Raw genomic sequence first — 17,147 nt, 5'->3', positions numbered from 1 at the left:
CGATAACTGGCTGTTTATCCAGATTAATTAGTGATCCAGATAGGCCCTGTGCAGGCGCTTTTCGAGCTTCATATAGGCCTGAACCCAGTCTGGCTGCGGGTTGGCCGGATTCGCTCTGGCAGCAAAGACGGCGAGATAATCCTGCTCGGTCGCGTTTTGCAGCAACGGAGTGAGACTGGTCAGAAAATGGCGGGCCAGATAGGGATCCAGTGGCCAGATATTGAGGATGGCGCGGGCGACCGGCTGGATGGCTGCCGGGCAGACAAAGTGCAGGTGGCCCGCTTCCAGCCATGTGGCCATGTCAGCCAATTCTGATTCCGGCACTACACCTTTATCTCCCGGCGTGGCGGCCAGCATCATCTCCTGACCATTACCGGTGAGCAGCAGACCATTTTGCTGCAACACGCCGTCATGAGTGCGCAGTTGAAGAGTCGATTCATCCTGCTCCAGAAAGAGTGAACATTTCTCTGACAGGGTTGTCAGAATGGTGCCGCTCTGATCGCTCAGTGAGGCGGGAAGCCAGAATGCTTCGGCGCGATATTGCGCTCCCTGCTGGAGCTGCAGTTGCAATTCTATGTCGCTGGAAACCGTGTGCAGGCGAGAGATAATGCCGGGAAACGCCATACTTATTCCTCTTAATGGATAGCCGGCGAATTATACGGTTTATTGGGATGGCAACAATAAAGGTTTCTTTTCGAGACTGTTTACCTGAGGCGGCTGAGCGATTACCATCCCCCCTTGAAGGCAAGGGTTGTCGCCGAAAGGCGCTCATAAAGATAGAGGCTCGACCATAACGAGTCCGTACAAAACTGATACACTTGACTACGAGTCGTCGCGAAAAATAAAAGGCGGATTAAATCCGCCAAACGGAGTATGGAACAATATGAATTCAAATATCGTCACTGTTGGCAAGAAGATCCGTCAGATCCGTGAAGCGGTTGGTTTGAGCCGTCCGAAGTTTGCTGATTTGCTGGGTGTTCCCCCCACAACCCTGAAGAACTACGAACTGGGTTATCGTGAAGTCGGTGGTGCCTTCCTGGTTGCCCTGGCTCATCACCCGGAACTGCACAAGTTCACTCTCTGGCTGCTGGCTGACAAAAAAGTCGCCGAAATCGGCCAGATTGGTCCGGACGATCTCGCCAAGGCGTAATCGTCACTGTGACAGATAGGAAATGCCGCCTTCGGGCGGTATTTTTTTGGGTCGCTGATCGATATTTTGATTTAACACGCTTTGAATTATCCATGCAGGCCAACGAGAATAAGCGGCCCCGAAAAGTGGGCCCCTTGGTGGTATCTGGCCACCCGAACACTATTACATTCAGGATGATATGAGCAATCGGTATGGAGTATGGGTATGAGCAGTAACGAGTTGGATAAACGCTATGGCCTGATGACTGCCATTGCGATGGTGGTCGGCGTGGTGATCGGCTCCGGTGTCTTCTTCAAGGCCGATGATGTACTGCGTCTGACTGGCGGTAATCTGGCCATTGCGCTGCTGGCATGGGCGCTGGGGGCATTTTCGATGATCTTCGGCGCGCTGGTGTTTGCCGAGTTTGCCCAGAGGATCGAAAAGTCCAACGGTATCGTCGATTATGCCGAAGCGGCATACGGCAAAATGTTTGGTTATCTGGTGGGGTGGTTTAAAGGCGTACTCTATTACGCCCCTCTTTCCGCCATCCTTGCCTGGGTCGCCGCTCTGTACACCATGATCTTGCTCGGCAGTGATAATCCGACCAACTCTGGTGCGACCTGGATACTGGCGGCTGTCTATATGACGGTCACCTATCTGATCAACTTCTATACCCCGGTCCTGGCGGGCAAGCTGCAAGTGGGTTCTACCCTGATCAAGTTGATCCCGCTGATCCTGGTTGCCATTGTGGGCACCATTTCAGGCTTGCTCAATGGTGTCACCGTGACCAACTTTGTGCAGGCAATGGATGGGATAGGAAGCACCGGAGGCACTCTGGCTACGGCCGTGGTTGCCACCGCCTTCGCTTATGAGGGGTGGATTGCCGCCGTGACCATCAACAGCGAAATTCGCGATTCCAAGAAGAATCTGCCCAGAGCGCTGGTGATTGGCACCCTGATAGTCTTTGTGGTCTACGTCACCTATTTCCTGGGGATCGCCAGCGTCTTGCCGACGGACGAGATAGTGGCGCAAGGGGATAACGCGGTAAATCTCGCGACAACCAGCCTGTTTGGCGGGACTGCCTCGACTATTTTGACCGTGTTCGTGATTATCTCCTGCCTCGGAACCCTCAATGGTCTGGTGTTGGCGACCATGCGTATTCCCTACTCGCTGGCGATCCGCAATCAGGGGCCAGCTCCCAAGTGGATGAGCCGTATCGAACCGCATCACCACATGCCAATCAACTCGGCCCTCGCGGCAGCGTTGTTGTCGGTGATCTACTCAGTGCTGTGGTACTGCAGCATCAACGAGACATTCGGTCGTTACATCGCCCTGGACGAGATGCCGATCGTGCTGATTTATGGCCTCTATCTGTTCCTCTATGTCTGGTACATGCGCACCTTTAGCGAGTTGGGCTGGATAAAGCGGTTTGTGATCCCGACCTGCGCCACCTTGGGCGCGCTCATCATTCTGTATGGCGGTATCACCAATCCCAGTCTGGGGCTCTATCTGCTGGTCTCTGTGGGGGTGATTCTGCTCGGGTTGCTCTTCTACCGTAAGGAGTGACCGGGTAAGGAAGTTGAAAAAAAAGCGCCGAATGGCGCTTTTTTTCATTTGTAAACCGCAGCACGTCGACAACTAATTGCCCAGCACCCCGAGCCGGCCCAGTTCATCCTTGAGCTGGTCGAGGTTGCGCTCGACGCAGGCCTCTCCCTCCTCGATGGCATCGCTGGCGCGATGAAAGTCCATGATGGAGAAACTGCCAAGACGCGGACAGAGCTGGATTTCCGGGGGATCCCCTGCCATCCGCGCCCGGGTGATCCGCTCCTGCATGATGTTGATTGAGCCGCTCATCACGCTCCACATGCCGGGCGTGGCCGGTGTCGCTTCGCCGCGATTGAGCCACTGGCTGAGCAGGCCGCCGCCGGATTGATCCGGCTCGTCGGTCCAGGGTTGGTGCATGTCGGTGTTGAGGTTGATGGCGATCACCACCTCGGCCCCCATGGCGCGCGCCAGCGAGATGGGCACCGGATTGACCACGGCACCATCCACCAGCCAGCGGTCGTTGACCCGGGTCGGGGTGAGGATCCCCGGCATGCCGCAGGAGGCGCGCACCGACTGGCGCAGCGGCCCCCGTTGCAGCCAGATCTCGCGGCCGGTATCGAGTTCGGTCGCCACGCAGGCGAAGGGGATGGGCAGGCTCTCGAGCTCGGGATCCCCGAGATGGTTGGCGGCAATGCCAAACACCTTTTCGCCGCGAAACAGGCCGCCGGAGAGGGCAGGGTCGAGCAGGCTCACCACCTGCAGGCGGGTAAAGCCGCGCACCCAGCTCTCCAGTCTGTCCAGCTCGCCAGCGGCATAGGCGGCGCCGACAAAACTGCCGATGGAGCAGCCGGCGATGAGATCGGGCTTGATGCCGAGTCGTTCAAGAGCGCGGATGACGCCGATATGGGCCCATCCTCTGGCGGCGCCGCTCCCCAGAGCGAGCCCTACGCGGGGTTTTCGTGGCACGAAGTGACTCCTGAAAAGTGTGGAGGGCTCAGCTTACTCTGTGAGCTGGGCCTCGTCACCCTGCCATCTTTCCGAGCGGTTGCGGCCATTGCCTTTGGCCTGATAGAGGGCGACATCGGCGCGGCGGATCGCCTCGTGCAGCGGGATGGAGTCTGCATGGGGGTGGTAACCGAGACTGATGGTGACGGCCAGCTCTGGCACTATGGCGTGCCAGTCATAACCCTCGACCGCGCTGCGGATCTGCTCGGCCAGCGCGGCGAGACGAGCGTCGTCACAGCGGGCGACCAGCAGCAAAAACTCCTCGCCACCCCAGCGGATCAGGCAATCCGATGGGCTGAGTTGCTGCTGGCAGATCTGCACCAGCCGGATCAGCACGATATCACCCACTCCGTGGCCGAAGCGGTCGTTGACCCGTTTGAAGTGATCCGCATCGAACAGGATCACCCCGACAGGCATCTGTTTTGCCAGCTGGCCACTCTGCTCTTGCTGGGTCAGATAGTGCCGATTGAAGGCGCCGGTGAGCGCATCGTGGCAGGAGAGGTAGTTGAGCTGCAGGTTGAGACGGCGAGATCTCAGGCTGGAAAGGGCCGCCAGCAACATGAAGGCGATGGCGAGCAGGGTTGGAGCCGATTGGCAGATCAGCGCAACGAGCAGCTCAAACAGGGGGATGCGATGCACCAGCCGCAGCGGTGTATCGCTCAGCGCCTGGGTAAGTTGAAAGCCCCCCTGATTCCAGCGGTAGTGATCGTCCGGTGCCAGATGCTGCTGGGGATGGGGATCCGAGTTGCTGCAGGCCAGCACCTGATCGTACTGATTGATGAGCAGGTAACCACCGAGCTTTGGAGTGAGCGCCTGCAACTGCTGGTGCAGCCGCGAGAGCAGCACATCCATGCTGATGACCCCCACCAGTGTCGAGCCTTTGTAGAGGGGTTGCGACATGGTGATCATGGTGCCAAGGCCGGCAAAGTCCTCATAGGGGCGCGAGAGAATGGTGGTGCGGCCGGGATTGGGGGTCGCCTGCGCATCCTGCCAGTAGGACTTCTCATAGATGGCATTGGTAAAACGGTACTGGCTGGAGGGGCGCCAGGGGTAGAGGTAGACAAAGTTGTCTGCGCCGGTGAAGTAGACCCAGGCGATCTCCTTGCCGAGGCGCTGGCTGGCGGTGGAGAGCAGTGGCGAGAGACTCAGGGCCAGATGAATGCGAGCTTCCCGCTCGCTGCCACGGGGGGGCAGAGGCCCCAGTCCGGTCAGGTTGCCGACCAGCCCTGCGGGCAGGTCGGCTGGCGGGCGATCGAGTGCAAGCCCTCCCGAGTTCTCCTCGATGTGGCGATAGAGCTGGCGGGTCAGTACCGACTGGGGATCGCTGCGCAGTCGCTCTTCGGCCTGACCGCGCATCGCCTCGAGGAAGATCTCGGTCTGCTTGAACTGATCGCGCAGGCGAATGGCGCTGTTGGCCGTATCGCTAAGATAGAGATCCTCTATCTGTTTCAGACTTTGCCGCAGGGTCAGACCAACCAGCAGAATGACGGAGGCAAACAGCAGCCAGGTCAGGCGTGAGAGGAAACGTCGGTCAGACACATTTGGCATAGGCGATTTGGCTATATTGCGAAGAAAACTGTCGCTAGTGTATGCGACTCTGCTAAAAAAGGGATCGAAAAGGCTTGATTGCAGTGATCTTGCGCCACTCCTGTTACGTTTTGTCACATTTATACATAGTCACGGCATAGTCTGGGGCTAAAATGGCCCCCAATCAGATTTCCCTCTCTCAACTCTTCATGGATTGCTCGATGAAAATGCGTATCTGGCTGGGCCTCGGCCTGCTCTCTCTGGTGGCTGCCATCTGGTGGGCGGTGGGTCACTTTCAACCGGCAGCCAAGGCCCCGACCCGCGAGATCAATATTCGCACCCAGACCGTCAAGCAGAGTCTGGCCGAGCCGACCCTCAAGCTGGTGGGCAAGCTGGAGGCCAACCGCTCCGTCGTTATCAGTCCCGAGGTGACCGGCCGCATCGTCAATATCGCCGTGAAGTCCGGGCAGGGTGTCGCCAAAGGGGAGACCCTGATCGCCCTCGACAATGGCAAGCAGCGCGCCGAGCTGGCCGAGCAGAGTGCCAGCCTGCGCGATGAGCACCGCAAGCTTAACGAGATGCGCAAGCTGGTCGCCCGTGGCGCCGTCACCCAGTCGGTGCTGGAGGGGCAGGAGGCCACCGTCGATCAGGTGCAGGCGCGCGTCGATGCCGCCCGCTACGAGCTCTCCCTGCGTAACTTGCAAGCACCGTTTGCCGGTACTGTCAGCCTGATTGATCTGAGCGAAGGGGCGCTGGTCAATAGCGGCGATACCCTGCTGCACCTCGACGATATCGACACCCTGCGCCTCGATCTGGCTGTGCCGGAGCGCTACCTCGCCCTGCTGCGCCCCGGTATGGCGGTAACGGCGACCAGCGCTGCCTGGCCGGATCAGCACTTCAACGGCACCCTCACCACCCTCGACAGCCGCATCTCCAACGAGACCCAGAACATCAAGGCGCGGGTCGAGCTGCCCAACCACAACGGCCAGCTGCGCCCGGGCATGCTGCTCAACGTCGAGCTCTCGCTCCCCTCCCGCCAGCTCACCCTTATTCCTGCCCAGTCGGTGGAGTATGCCGGCGAGCAGCGCTTCGTCTATCGCCTCGAGGCCGATGGCCGGGTCAAGCGGGTGCCGGTGGTGCTCGGCGAGACCGAGGGGGAGACCGTCTGGGTCACCGAAGGGCTCAAGGTTGGCGATCGCATCGTGGTCGAGGGGCTGGTCAACCTGCGTGATGGCGCCAAGGTCCACGATCTGGCGGAGGTAAACGGCTGATGTGGCTCTCCGATATCTCAGTGCGCCGCCCGCTGGTGGCGGTGGTGCTCAGCGCTCTGCTCACCGTGTTCGGTCTGGTCGCCTTCAGCAAGTTGACGGTGCGGGAGATGCCCGATGTGCAGACCCCGTCGGTTACCATCACCACCACCTATGAGGGGGCAGCGCCGGCGGTGATGGAGAGCCAGGTCACCAAACCCATCGAGGATCAGCTCTCCGGCATCAGCGGCATCAAAAACATCAACTCGGTGACCCGCAAGGGGCGCTCGATGATCACGGTGGAGTTCAAGCTCGGCTGGAACATGGTGGAGGGGGTCTCCGATGTGCGCGATGCCCTGACCCGTGCCAAGAGCAAGCTGCCGGAGGATGCCGACGATCCGCTGGTGACCAAGGATAGCGGCAGTGGCGATGTGGCGGTCTGGCTCAACTTCAGCAGCAGCCAGATGGATCGCACCGCCATGACCGATTACGCCAACCGGGTGCTGGTCGACCCCCTGAGTCTGGTGGACGGGGTGAGCGAAGTGGAGCTCTCCGGCGATCTCACCCAGGTGATGTATGTGCGGTTGCGCCCGGCTGATATGGCGGCGCGCGGTGTGACGGTGGCGGATGTGCAGGATGCCCTCAAGCGCGAGAACATCGAGCTGCCGGGCGGCGAGATCCGCAACAACTCCATGACCATGTCGGTGCAGATTGCCCGGCTCTACCACACGGCTGAAGATTTCCAGCAGTTGCAGGTGCGCACCGCCGCCAACGGCCAGAGCGTCTATCTCTCCGACATCGCCGATGTGGAGGTGGGCGCCAAGAACGAAGACAGCGCCTACCAGCGCAACGGCCGCGAGAGTCTGGGGATCGGTATCGTCGCCCAGTCCACCGCCAACCCGCTGGCGGTGGCGCAGGGGGTGGAGAAGAAGCTGGTGGAGATGCAGCGCTTCCTGCCGGAGGGGGCCAAGCTGGAGGTTGATTACGACTCCACCATCTTTATCAAGCAGGCCATCGACGAGGTATATGAAACCCTGGCCATCTGCGCCGTGCTGGTCGTGGCGGTGCTCTATCTGTTCCTCGGTCAGGGGCGCACCACCCTTATTCCGGCCATCACGGTGCCCGTGTCGCTTATCTCTGCCTTTATCGGCGCCTGGTATCTCGGTTTTTCCATCAACCTCATCACCCTGCTGGCCCTTATTCTCGCCATCGGTCTGGTGGTGGATGACGCCATCGTGGTGGTGGAGAACATTCACCACCATCTGCAGCGGGGTGAGCCCCCCCTGCTGGCGGCCTGGCACGGCACCCGCGAGGTGGGCTTTGCAGTCATCGCCACCACTGCGGTGCTGGTGATGGTCTTTATCCCCATCGCCTTTATGGATGGTATGGTGGGCCGGCTCTTTACCGAGTTTGCGATATTGCTTTCGCTGGCGGTGCTCTGCTCCTCGCTGGTGGCGCTGACCCTCACGCCGGCCATGGGCTCCTGGCTGATGCGCCCGCTCGACAAGCCGAACCGGCTGACGGCGGCCCTCGATCGCGGCCTTGGCTGGGTGGAGGGGCACTATCGCCGCCTGTTGCAGGGGCTGCTGCGCCGCTCGCGCTGGATGCCGCTGGCGCTGCTGCTTTGTCTCGCCGGTATCGGCGCCCTCTTTACCCAGCTGCCGAGCAGCCTCACCCCGACCGAGGATCGCGGCGTGGTCTTCGTCTTCGTCAAGGGGGCGGAGGGGACCAGCATCGAGCGGATGAAGCGCAACATGCAGCAGGTGGAGTCCGCCATCATGCCGATGCTGGGCAAGGGGGTGGTCAAGGCGATGAGCTTCAGTACCCCCGCCTTTGGCCGTGGCGGTGATCAGACCGGCATGGTGATCATCCAGCTCACCGACTGGGCCGAGCGCGACATCACCGCCACCCAGTTCTCCCGCTCGCTGGGTGCCAAGCTCGCCGGTATTCCCGACGTGATGATCCGCACCTTCCAGCTGGGCTTCCGGGGCGGCTCCACCGCCGCGGTGCAGTTCGTGCTGCAGGGCAACGACTATGCCGAGCTCTACCAGCAGGGGCTGGAGCTGCAAAAAGCGGCGCAGGCGAGCGGCCTGATGATAAGCCCGGATCTCGACTACGCCGAGAAGACCCCGGAGCTGCAGGTGACCGTCTCGCGCGACAGCGCCAGCCAGCTCGGCATTCCGGTCTCCACCGTCGCCAGCACTCTGCAGGCGATGCTGGGCGGGGTGAGCAAGACCACCTATGTGGACAGGGGCGAGGAGTATGACGTCTACCTGCGCGCCAACCAGAAGGAGTTCAACGGCATCTCCGATCTCGGCCGCATCTACCTGAAGGCGGCCAATGGCGAGATGGTGAGCCTCTCGACGCTGGCGACGGTGAAGCAGGTGGCGACCGCCAACCGCCTCAACCACTACCAGCGCCAGAAGGCGGTGACCTTGACCGCCGATGTGGCACCGGATCACACCCTGGGCGAGGCGCTCGACTTCCTCGATGGCTGGGCCAACGAGCATCTGCCGAGCGGCATGACGGTCGATTACGCCGGTGACTCCAAGGATTACCGCGACAATCAGGGGGAGATGGCGATGGTGTTTGGTCTCGCCCTGCTGGTGGTCTATCTGGTGCTGGTGGCCCAGTTCGAGAGCACCCTCACCCCGACCGTGGTGATGATGACGGTGCCGCTCGGCATCTTCGGCGGTCTGCTTGGCCTCTGGCTGACGGGGCAGGAGATGAGCATCTACAGCCAGATCGGGATGATCATGCTGATCGGCATGGTGACCAAGAACGGCATCCTGATCGTCGAGTTCATCAACCAGCTGCGCCAGCGCGGGGAAGGGTTCGAGGAGGCGATCATCGCAGGCTCGGTGCGCCGTCTGCGCCCAATCCTGATGACCTCGCTCACCGCCATTATCGGTGCGGTGCCGCTGATGCTCTCCATGGGGGCGGGCTACGAGAGCCGGATGGCGGTGGGTACCGTGGTCTTCTTCGGTCTGTCGCTGGCGACCCTGGTTACCCTGCTGGTGGTGCCCGCCACCTACCACCTGATTGCCCGCCATGCCGGTATGACCGGGCAGCGTGATCAGCTGGTGGACGAGGCGCTGGCCGCCAAATTGACAGCCAAAGGGGAGGGGGACGAACAGACCTCGGCCCACTGACGGCTGCCGTCAGGGTGAGTTTTGCCAACAAGGGCGCCTGCGGGCGCCCTTGCTTTTGGCCCGTTTGCTGGCAAGTGGTTGCCGGAATAGATGGCCAGCCCTTATCCCGTGCGAACTCTGGGGGCAAAAAGCCATCGCCCCCCTTGACCGCAACCGGTATAATGCGCGACCCGAATTGTTCCAGGTGGTTAAAATGCAGCCGGTTACCAACCTTTTCTCCTATCCCCGCTATTGGGCCGAGTGCTACGGCACGGCGCCCTTCCTGCCCATGTCCCGCAAAGAGATGGACAAGCTGGGTTGGGACAGCTGCGACGTCATTCTGGTGACGGGGGATGCCTACGTGGATCACCCGAGCTTCGGCATGGCGGTCATCGGCCGCATGCTGGAGGCGCAGGGCTTTCGGGTCGGCATCATCGCCCAGCCGGACTGGTCATCGAAGGATGACTTTATGCGTCTGGGCAAACCGAACCTCTTCTTCGGGGTGACTGCGGGCAACATGGACTCCATGATCAACCGCTACACCTCCGACAAAAAGTTGCGCCACGATGACGCCTACACTCCGGGAGATGTGGGCGGCAAGCGGCCGGATCGCGCCACTCTGGTCTATACCCAGCGCTGCAAGGAGGCCTTCAAGGAGGTCCCCGTCGTTATCGGCGGCATCGAGGCTTCCTTACGCCGCATCGCCCACTACGACTACTGGTCCGAGACCATCCGCCGTTCCATCCTGCTCGATGCCAAGGCCGATATCCTCATCTACGGCAACGCCGAGCGGCCGCTGGTGGAAGTGGCTCACCGTATCGCGGCGGGGGAGACCATCGACACCATGCAGGATATTCGCGGCACCGCCGTTATCCGCAAGGAGCCGCTGCCGGGCTGGAAAGGGGTGGATTCGAGCAAGCTAGACCAGATTGGCCGCATCGATCCCATCCCCAACCCCTATATGGAAGGGGCGCCCTGTGCGGATGACGCCAGCGAAGCGGCACCGGCCGCGCAGGAGGCCAAACCCGTGCTGGTGCAGCCGGCCAAGCCCAAGCCGTGGGAGCTGACCTACGTGAAGCTGCCCGCCTATGAGCGGGTCAAAGAGGACAAGGTGCTCTACGCCCACGCCTCGCGCATTCTGCACCACGAGACCAACCCCGGCTGTGCCCGCGCGCTGGCGCAAGCCCACGGCGATCGCATCGTCTGGGTCAACCCGCCCGCCTTCCCGCTCGAAACCGAGGAGATGGATGGCGTCTTCGGCCTGCCCTACCAGCGGGTGCCGCATCCCGCCTATGGCAAGGAGAAGATCCCCGCCTTCGACATGATCAAGACCTCGGTCAACATCATGCGCGGCTGTTTTGGCGGCTGCTCCTTCTGCTCCATCACCGAGCACGAAGGGCGCATCATCCAGAGCCGCTCGGAAGAGTCGATCCTCAAAGAAATCGAAGATATCCGCGACAAGGTGCCGGGCTTTACCGGCGTCATCTCGGATCTCGGCGGCCCCACCGCCAACATGTACAAGCTGCGCTGCAAGAGCCCCAAAGCCGAGCAGACCTGCCGTCGCGCCTCCTGTGTCTGGCCCACCATCTGCCCGCACATGGACACCGACCACAGCCCGACCATCAACCTCTATCGCAAGGCGCGCGACCTCAAGGGGATCAAGAAGATCCTGATCGCCTCCGGCGTGCGTTACGACATCGCGGTGGAAGATCCCCGCTATATCAAGGAGCTGGCCAAGTACCACGTCGGCGGCTACCTCAAGATCGCGCCGGAACACACCGAGGAGGGGCCGCTCTCCAAGATGATGAAGCCGGGCATGGGCAGCTACTACCAGTTCAAGGAGCTGTTCGACAAATATTCGAAAGAGGCGGGCAAGCAGCAGTACCTGATCCCCTACTTCATCTCCGCCCACCCGGGCACCACAGATGAAGACATGGTCAATCTGGCGCTCTGGGTCAAAGAGAACCGCTTCAAGCTCGATCAGGTGCAGAACTTCTACCCGTCGCCGCTCGCCAACGCCACCACCATGTATTACACGGAGAAAAACCCGTTAAACAAGGTGAGCCGCGAAGGGGGCGATGTGTTCGTCGCCAAGGGCGAGCGCCGTCGGCGCCTGCACAAGGCGCTGCTGCGCTATCACGACCCCGCAGGCTGGCCGATGATCCGCGAAGCCCTGCTCGCCATGGGCAAGGGCCACCTGATTGGCAACGGCCCCGGCTGTCTGGTGCCTGCGGAAGGGCGCAACGAACGCGCCGCCAGCGGCAAGGGGATGAAACCGGCCCTGACTCGCCACAGTCCAATGTCTCAACAAAGAGGCGAACATCAGCGCGGCAACGGCGCAGGCAACAAGGCTGCGGGCCAGAGCAACGGCCAGCACGCCAACAGCAGCGCCAACAAGAGCAGCAAGGGCAATGGCAAGCCGCTGGGCTCCGAGCTCAAGCTGGGGAACGGCAAGCCCGCCGGACAAGGCGCAGGCCATAGTGCTGGTAAGAGTGCAGGCAAGAGCAAACCGACCGGCAAACCCGCCCATAAGGGCAAGGCGCCGACCCGTGCCGGTTCTGCCAAACCCGCTACTCAGGGCGGCAAGCCTGCGGCCAAAGGAAATGGTGCCAAGCGACCGGCTCGGTGATATTTGCTGATTAGCAAAGCGATAGAAATAAAAAGGCGACCAGATGGTCGCCTTTTTTATTCATATATATTGAATAGTTCCTATATCCATGGAGTAAGTTCAAACTGTCAAAATATTTCATTTGGTCTTAATCGAGATATGCTTAAGGTGCCAAAAATATTGGCGCTATATATCTTTTAAGGTAGGTGATATTCCGAGAAGTCTACCAACGTCTTCTATTTTTTTCTTTGAGAAATTCCAGGCAAAACTTCCGTCTCGGGTGTTTATCCATTTTCCACCGAGAGCTTTTAACTCTTCTTTTTTGGACTTTGTATCACCACGAACTACAAATGATTTTTCTGTATAATCCTCAAGATAAATTATTGAATCTTGAACGCTAGTTGTGTTTGTCACAGATGGTGGAGAGGCTTTCAAAACAGATTTTGTGGATTCTTTAGCCTCTTTAACAACTGATGCAGTAACCACAGTTCCAACAGATATTCCTCGTGTTACAATGGTTAGGTGACGAGATAGTTTTGTTTTAAGTTCTTCAACGGTTGAATAGCTTTCTTGAATACCTTGATTACGAATGCTCGTTTTAAACTCTTCAAGTTTTTCGAGTTGATAATTATCTATTTTACTTGGTTGAACTGGGGCGTCAGAGTAGTAAAGCATTACAGGCTTTTTCTGTTTCAGAAACCATTTTATTTCTTCAACAGTTCCACTGTTTTCTATTCCAGTTGGTGAGCCTATGCGAGTCCAAAATGCGCCAATTAACATGTCGCAGGATTTAACCACTAACTCATTAATTATACCTTGAGGGCGATCCCCCATACTAGGGGCACTATGTGACTCCCACATTACGGGTAAGAGTACCTTTCCTGTGCTTTCTGAATGAAGAGCATTCCATTCATGTAAACTTTCTGCGATCGCCTGACGTTCATTTGGTACATCAGATGGTGATGCAATTAGTACATTAAAAACTGTTGCTGAATATGGCATTTTTTTCTCATTTAATATGTTTGATGATGGCTCTATTTTTATTTATATTTCAGAGTCAAAGTTATATCGACGTAGCACAATGAAATCTAAATTAGCACACCAGATTACAGGTTTTCCTGTGCTGGTATAATAACAATCACCAATTATTAATGCATGACATCCTTCAAGTTGATCTAATGATTCCTTAACTTTAAAGTAATCTCTAAAAGTTTCAGTGATGTCGGGATTTATCGCAACGCTGAGTCCATCTGTTCGCCGGCCTGCATTTAACCATAATTTACCATCAGGAGTATATCCTGCATCACTAATAAACCCCCAGTAGATGCGTTTTTGGCGATCCAGTGCTTCACTTACATCTTTAAAGTTAACAAATAGTTTATTGGCTCTATCTGGTAATCCGGGAAATCTATTATCAGGGAGAACGACCTTTGTATCAGATAAATATAGCTTGTCAGAACGAACTAATTTATAAAGTATGTTTTTTAACGTTAAATGTGCTGGATAATCTATTCCCCCCGCATTTGTGATTTTTATTGGGGTTCTTTGCTGGCCTGTGGCAATATGAAGGTCAACATCTTTTTGTTTTACATCTATTGAGTAATTATTATCCAAACCTAAGTCGATAATAATTCCACTATCTGGTTCAGCCGCAGGTTGCCCATCTCCGCCATCGCCCTCACCTACAACTTCATAATTTGTTGCCTCTATACATTGGTCAATATGGTGGGCACAAAAGTGAGGTGATTTATTCCCATAGCTGGATTTCCTAAACCAAGCATCACCACCACATGTAGAACACACAAGATTGCGTCTGCGTGTTTGTAGCTCGGCATCGCTTAGTGCAAAGAATTCTGATGCTTTCCAATGTGAGTTATCCAGAGTACATAAAGCGGTATCCATACGTTATTCTCCTCACGAAATTTATTTTTCTTTGTTTTCTAGGCTTCCAATTTCATGCTTAGGAAATACTGCAATAGCGAAAATATGCAGCAGCTCAGGAATTACAGCTTCCAATATGCTCTCTTGACCCGCGCTGGCAGCAACCCATCGCGTTCAACAGGTTCTGAATGGCCATGGTAAGCCAAACGAAACTGCTTAGGCGAGCCTTAAAGTGATGTAACTATCAGAAACGTCTCATTTTTTGACCTCTATCAAACTCTTCTTGCTCTGCGACCTTGCTGCCAACCGGACAGTGATCGGGCGCTGGCTGCTGGCCATCCTGCTGCTATGGCCGGGCACAGGAACCCCTCAAATTGTTTTACTGGTGCAACGTATAACCGATTAGCTGTTGCGCGGGTGGAACAATCAAGGGGCGGTGCGGGCAGGGCAACAGGAGGGGGGAGAGAAAAGCAGGAGGCCCGGTAGAGTTAAAACCCCCGGCTGGCGCGCTTTACATCATGTGGTGCCATTTGGTGCAGGGAGTGGTCGATTTAACGGCAATGGGTGACTAGACTAGGTTGGTCTTCTTATGAGACCCATTAAGCCTGTTTACTGTTAACCATAACCGGAAGGATCCGACATGAAAGCGATGACTGCAGCCCTTTTGCTCCCACTGTTTCCCCTTGCCGTTCAGGCGGGGGCGCCCGTGTGGATCACCATTGGGGCCGATAGCGGGGTTGAACTCAAGCAGGTCAATGCCAAGCTCTCTCCCCTGTTCAGTGCCAGCGGGGCGCCCGTCCAGCTGGCCCAGATTGAGGCAAGCGAGCTTGGCTCCCTCTCGCACCTGATGCACGAAGGGCACCAGCGCTGCGGTGGCTATGTGGTGCACACGACTCTGGCCGATGCGCTGCAGAGCATGGCCCAGCCCCTCAGCCAAAACCTGTTCAGTGCACCGCCGTTGACCCAGGGGGCCAGTGTCAACCGGCTGCTGCCCCATCTGGATCAAGGCAATATCGCCAGCACCATCAGCAAGCTGTCCGGTTGGCGCAACCGCTACTACACCACCCCCACCGGCACGCAATCCGCCGACTGGGTGGCCAGCCAGTGGCAGAGCCTCGGCAGCACCCTGCCATGGGCCAGCGTCAGCCGAGTCAAACATAGCGGCTACCCGCAACAATCGGTGGTGCTGACCCTCAAGGGAAGCCGCTATCCGGACGAGGTGGTGGTACTCGGTGGCCATCTCGATTCCACCGCTGGCTCGGCCCCCAACAGCAAGACGCTGGCCCCCGGCGCCGATGATGACGCTTCCGGCATCTCTACCCTGACCGAGGTGCTGCGGGTCATCGCCGAACAGGGCAGCCAGCCGGAACGCACCCTGCAATTTATCGGCTATGCGGCAGAGGAGGTGGGCTTGCGGGGCTCCAAGGATATCGCCAGCCGCTACAAGGCGGCCAACACCAGGGTATTGGCCGCGCTCCAGCTGGACATGACCAACTACAAGGGCTCGGCGAACGACATCGTCTTTATGACCGACTACACCGACAAGGGGCTGACCGGCTACCTCACCCAGCTGATCGATGCCTACCTGCCGCAAGTCAGCTATGGCTATGACAGCTGTGGCTATGGTTGCTCGGATCACGCCTCCTGGCACAATCAGGGCTACCCCGCCGCCATGCCGTTCGAGTCACGCTTTAGCGAATACAACCCCAGGATCCACACGGCGCAGGATACATTGCAAAACTCGGATCCCTCTGCTGGCCACGCTCTCAAGTTTGCCCAGCTGGCGACCAGCTTTGCCGTTGAAATGGGCAAGATCAACTGAGTCACAGGCCGCAGCGCAAGCCAAAAGGAGGGAAGTCTCGACTTCCTTCCTTTTTTCTATCTTCTGTGCGGGTTTGCCCCGCCATACAAAAAGCCCCGAGGGCTGGCGCTTTCGGGGAAGAGGAAAAACATCGACGGAATGCTCAAAGGTTTGCCGACTATTGGCTGGAAGCCGGGCATCACCTCGCAACCTTTCTTGTTTCTACCCATTACTTGCGAGTGGATCGGGCGAGTGCTGCCCACTCCGACCTTTTGACCCCTGCTGGTAGCCCAACCCTGATTTTTGCGCAGGTGAAACATAAATCCATTAAAGCGTTACATAGGTGAAACGATTGGTTCTTGGCATGGGTAAACCCAAGGGGGAGGGGCGCAGCAAACCATCCCCCCGATCACCGGATAACAGCGGACAAAAGAGGCAAGGGGCGTCGGCCCAAGGCCAGCAAGGATGGGGGCTTGCGCCGATCGGCTGGTTGGCTGAAAAGGGCGGCAAAGCGCGTCCGGCGCAGGCTGGATAACCCCATGAAATATCTGGTTACACTCTTCCCGTCCTATTGATTGAATAGTGATTGAATATCGACGGGCGGGGTGTGAAGATGCGCGCCACTCGCCTCGGCGAGACCTATATAACAAGCGACGGCGGTGAGGCTGGCGGCAGACGCTCCGGCCACCACTGCGGCGAAAACCCGGGCCGGGATGGCCTCATTTTGTGAGTTCAGGTTCCATGAAAAAACTGTTTCTGTTATTGCCCGCTCTGCTGCTGACGGCCTGTGCCGGCAGCATGACCTCTGTTGACAAGACCAGCCCGGAAGGGCGCAAAGTGGTTATTGGTCAGTTCCCGCCCAAGCCGGAGAACAACTGCACCCTCAAGCACAACGAAGAGATGCCAATGAACCTGCTGGAGCGCTACAGCACCGCCGGCATGCTCAACTCCTACATGAACAACAGTCAGGAGAGTCTCAAGGTCGCCGACGCCAAGCAGGCCAACTACGTTCACATCTATCTGCCGGCGCAGAAGATGCTGTTCGGGGTGATCGATCTTAACTACAACGACAAGCCGCGCATCACCTACTACGACTGCCAGTCCCTCAAGGGGCTGTCACGGGGCTGATGCCCGCAGGCCGCCATTGGCTGGCCGGAGAGGCAAGGGATGAATCGACAGGGGCGACCAGCGGGTCGCCCCTGCTGTTTTTGGTACCGCTAATGGAGGCGGCGAGAGGGGAGTGTTACCCTGTCCGCCAGTTTGCATTGCCGGG

Annotated in this window: 12 protein-coding genes; 7 read left to right on the top strand and 5 right to left on the bottom strand. The window is 58.1% G+C overall.

Translation table 11 applies throughout. The annotated features are described in order from the left end of the window. Nucleotides 1-27 precede the first annotated feature (27 nt). Nucleotides 28-624, bottom strand: coding sequence for a hypothetical protein (locus BS300_RS08300; RefSeq protein WP_071912098.1), 597 nt, complete (start codon nucleotides 622-624; stop codon nucleotides 28-30). A 259-nt stretch (nucleotides 625-883) separates the two neighbouring features. Between BS300_RS08300 and BS300_RS08295 the strand changes: the two genes are divergently transcribed. Both BS300_RS08295 and BS300_RS08290 read left to right on the top strand, forming a co-directional pair. Next, complete coding sequence (locus tag BS300_RS08295; RefSeq protein ID WP_026456659.1) at nucleotides 884-1,150, top strand: helix-turn-helix transcriptional regulator; 267 nt, start codon at nucleotides 884-886, stop codon at nucleotides 1,148-1,150. A gap of 204 nt (nucleotides 1,151-1,354) precedes the next feature. After that, nucleotides 1,355-2,695 carry an amino acid permease gene (locus tag BS300_RS08290; protein ID WP_071912096.1) on the top strand — a complete coding sequence of 447 codons (1,341 nt, stop codon included), beginning with the start codon at nucleotides 1,355-1,357 and terminating at the stop codon, nucleotides 2,693-2,695. A gap of 72 nt (nucleotides 2,696-2,767) precedes the next feature. Here the strand turns inward: BS300_RS08290 and BS300_RS08285 are convergent, their stop codons facing one another. Beyond that, on the bottom strand, nucleotides 2,768-3,640 hold the full coding sequence (locus BS300_RS08285; RefSeq protein ID WP_071912094.1) for a patatin-like phospholipase family protein: 873 nt from the start codon (nucleotides 3,638-3,640) through the stop codon (nucleotides 2,768-2,770). 33 nt (nucleotides 3,641-3,673) lie between these two features. Further along, nucleotides 3,674-5,227: a sensor domain-containing diguanylate cyclase gene (locus BS300_RS08280; protein ID WP_071912092.1), complete on the bottom strand. Its 1,554-nt coding sequence runs from the start codon at nucleotides 5,225-5,227 to the stop codon at nucleotides 3,674-3,676. 200 nt (nucleotides 5,228-5,427) lie between these two features. On the opposite strand from BS300_RS08280, the gene BS300_RS08275 reads away from it, so the two are divergent. From BS300_RS08275 to BS300_RS08265, 3 genes are all read left to right on the top strand, one after another. Beyond that, nucleotides 5,428-6,477, top strand: a complete 1,050-nt coding sequence (locus tag BS300_RS08275) for an efflux RND transporter periplasmic adaptor subunit (protein ID WP_071912090.1) — start codon at nucleotides 5,428-5,430, stop codon at nucleotides 6,475-6,477. Further along, entirely contained in the window at nucleotides 6,477-9,605 is a 3,129-nt protein-coding gene (locus BS300_RS08270; protein WP_071912088.1) for an efflux RND transporter permease subunit, read from the top strand. Before BS300_RS08275 ends, BS300_RS08270 begins: the two co-directional genes overlap by 1 nt. Nucleotides 9,606-9,798: 193 nt before the next feature. Then, on the top strand, nucleotides 9,799-12,213 hold the full coding sequence (locus tag BS300_RS08265; RefSeq protein ID WP_071912086.1) for a YgiQ family radical SAM protein: 2,415 nt from the start codon (nucleotides 9,799-9,801) through the stop codon (nucleotides 12,211-12,213). Nucleotides 12,214-12,378: 165 nt separating this feature from the next. Here the strand turns inward: BS300_RS08265 and BS300_RS21080 are convergent, their stop codons facing one another. Next, nucleotides 12,379-13,194: a hypothetical protein gene (locus tag BS300_RS21080; RefSeq protein ID WP_071912084.1), complete on the bottom strand. Its 816-nt coding sequence runs from the start codon at nucleotides 13,192-13,194 to the stop codon at nucleotides 12,379-12,381. 42 nt (nucleotides 13,195-13,236) lie between these two features. Then, a complete protein-coding gene (locus BS300_RS08255) occupies nucleotides 13,237-14,094 on the bottom strand; it encodes a hypothetical protein (protein WP_071912082.1) in 858 nt (285 codons plus the stop codon). Between the two features lie 619 nt (nucleotides 14,095-14,713). On the opposite strand from BS300_RS08255, the gene BS300_RS08250 reads away from it, so the two are divergent. Together BS300_RS08250 and BS300_RS08245 are read left to right on the top strand one after the other, a co-directional pair. After that, nucleotides 14,714-15,895, top strand: a complete 1,182-nt coding sequence (locus BS300_RS08250) for a M28 family metallopeptidase (RefSeq protein ID WP_071912080.1) — start codon at nucleotides 14,714-14,716, stop codon at nucleotides 15,893-15,895. Nucleotides 15,896-16,615: 720 nt separating this feature from the next. Then, nucleotides 16,616-17,002: a hypothetical protein gene (locus tag BS300_RS08245; RefSeq protein WP_043849411.1), complete on the top strand. Its 387-nt coding sequence runs from the start codon at nucleotides 16,616-16,618 to the stop codon at nucleotides 17,000-17,002. Nucleotides 17,003-17,147 lie beyond the last annotated feature (145 nt).

Source organism: Aeromonas sp. SCS5, assembly GCF_001887375.1.
Lineage (GTDB): Bacteria > Pseudomonadota > Gammaproteobacteria > Enterobacterales > Aeromonadaceae > Aeromonas > Aeromonas jandaei.
The sequence above is the reverse complement of the archived record's forward strand: the minus strand, read 5'-3'. Positions and strand labels throughout refer to the sequence as shown.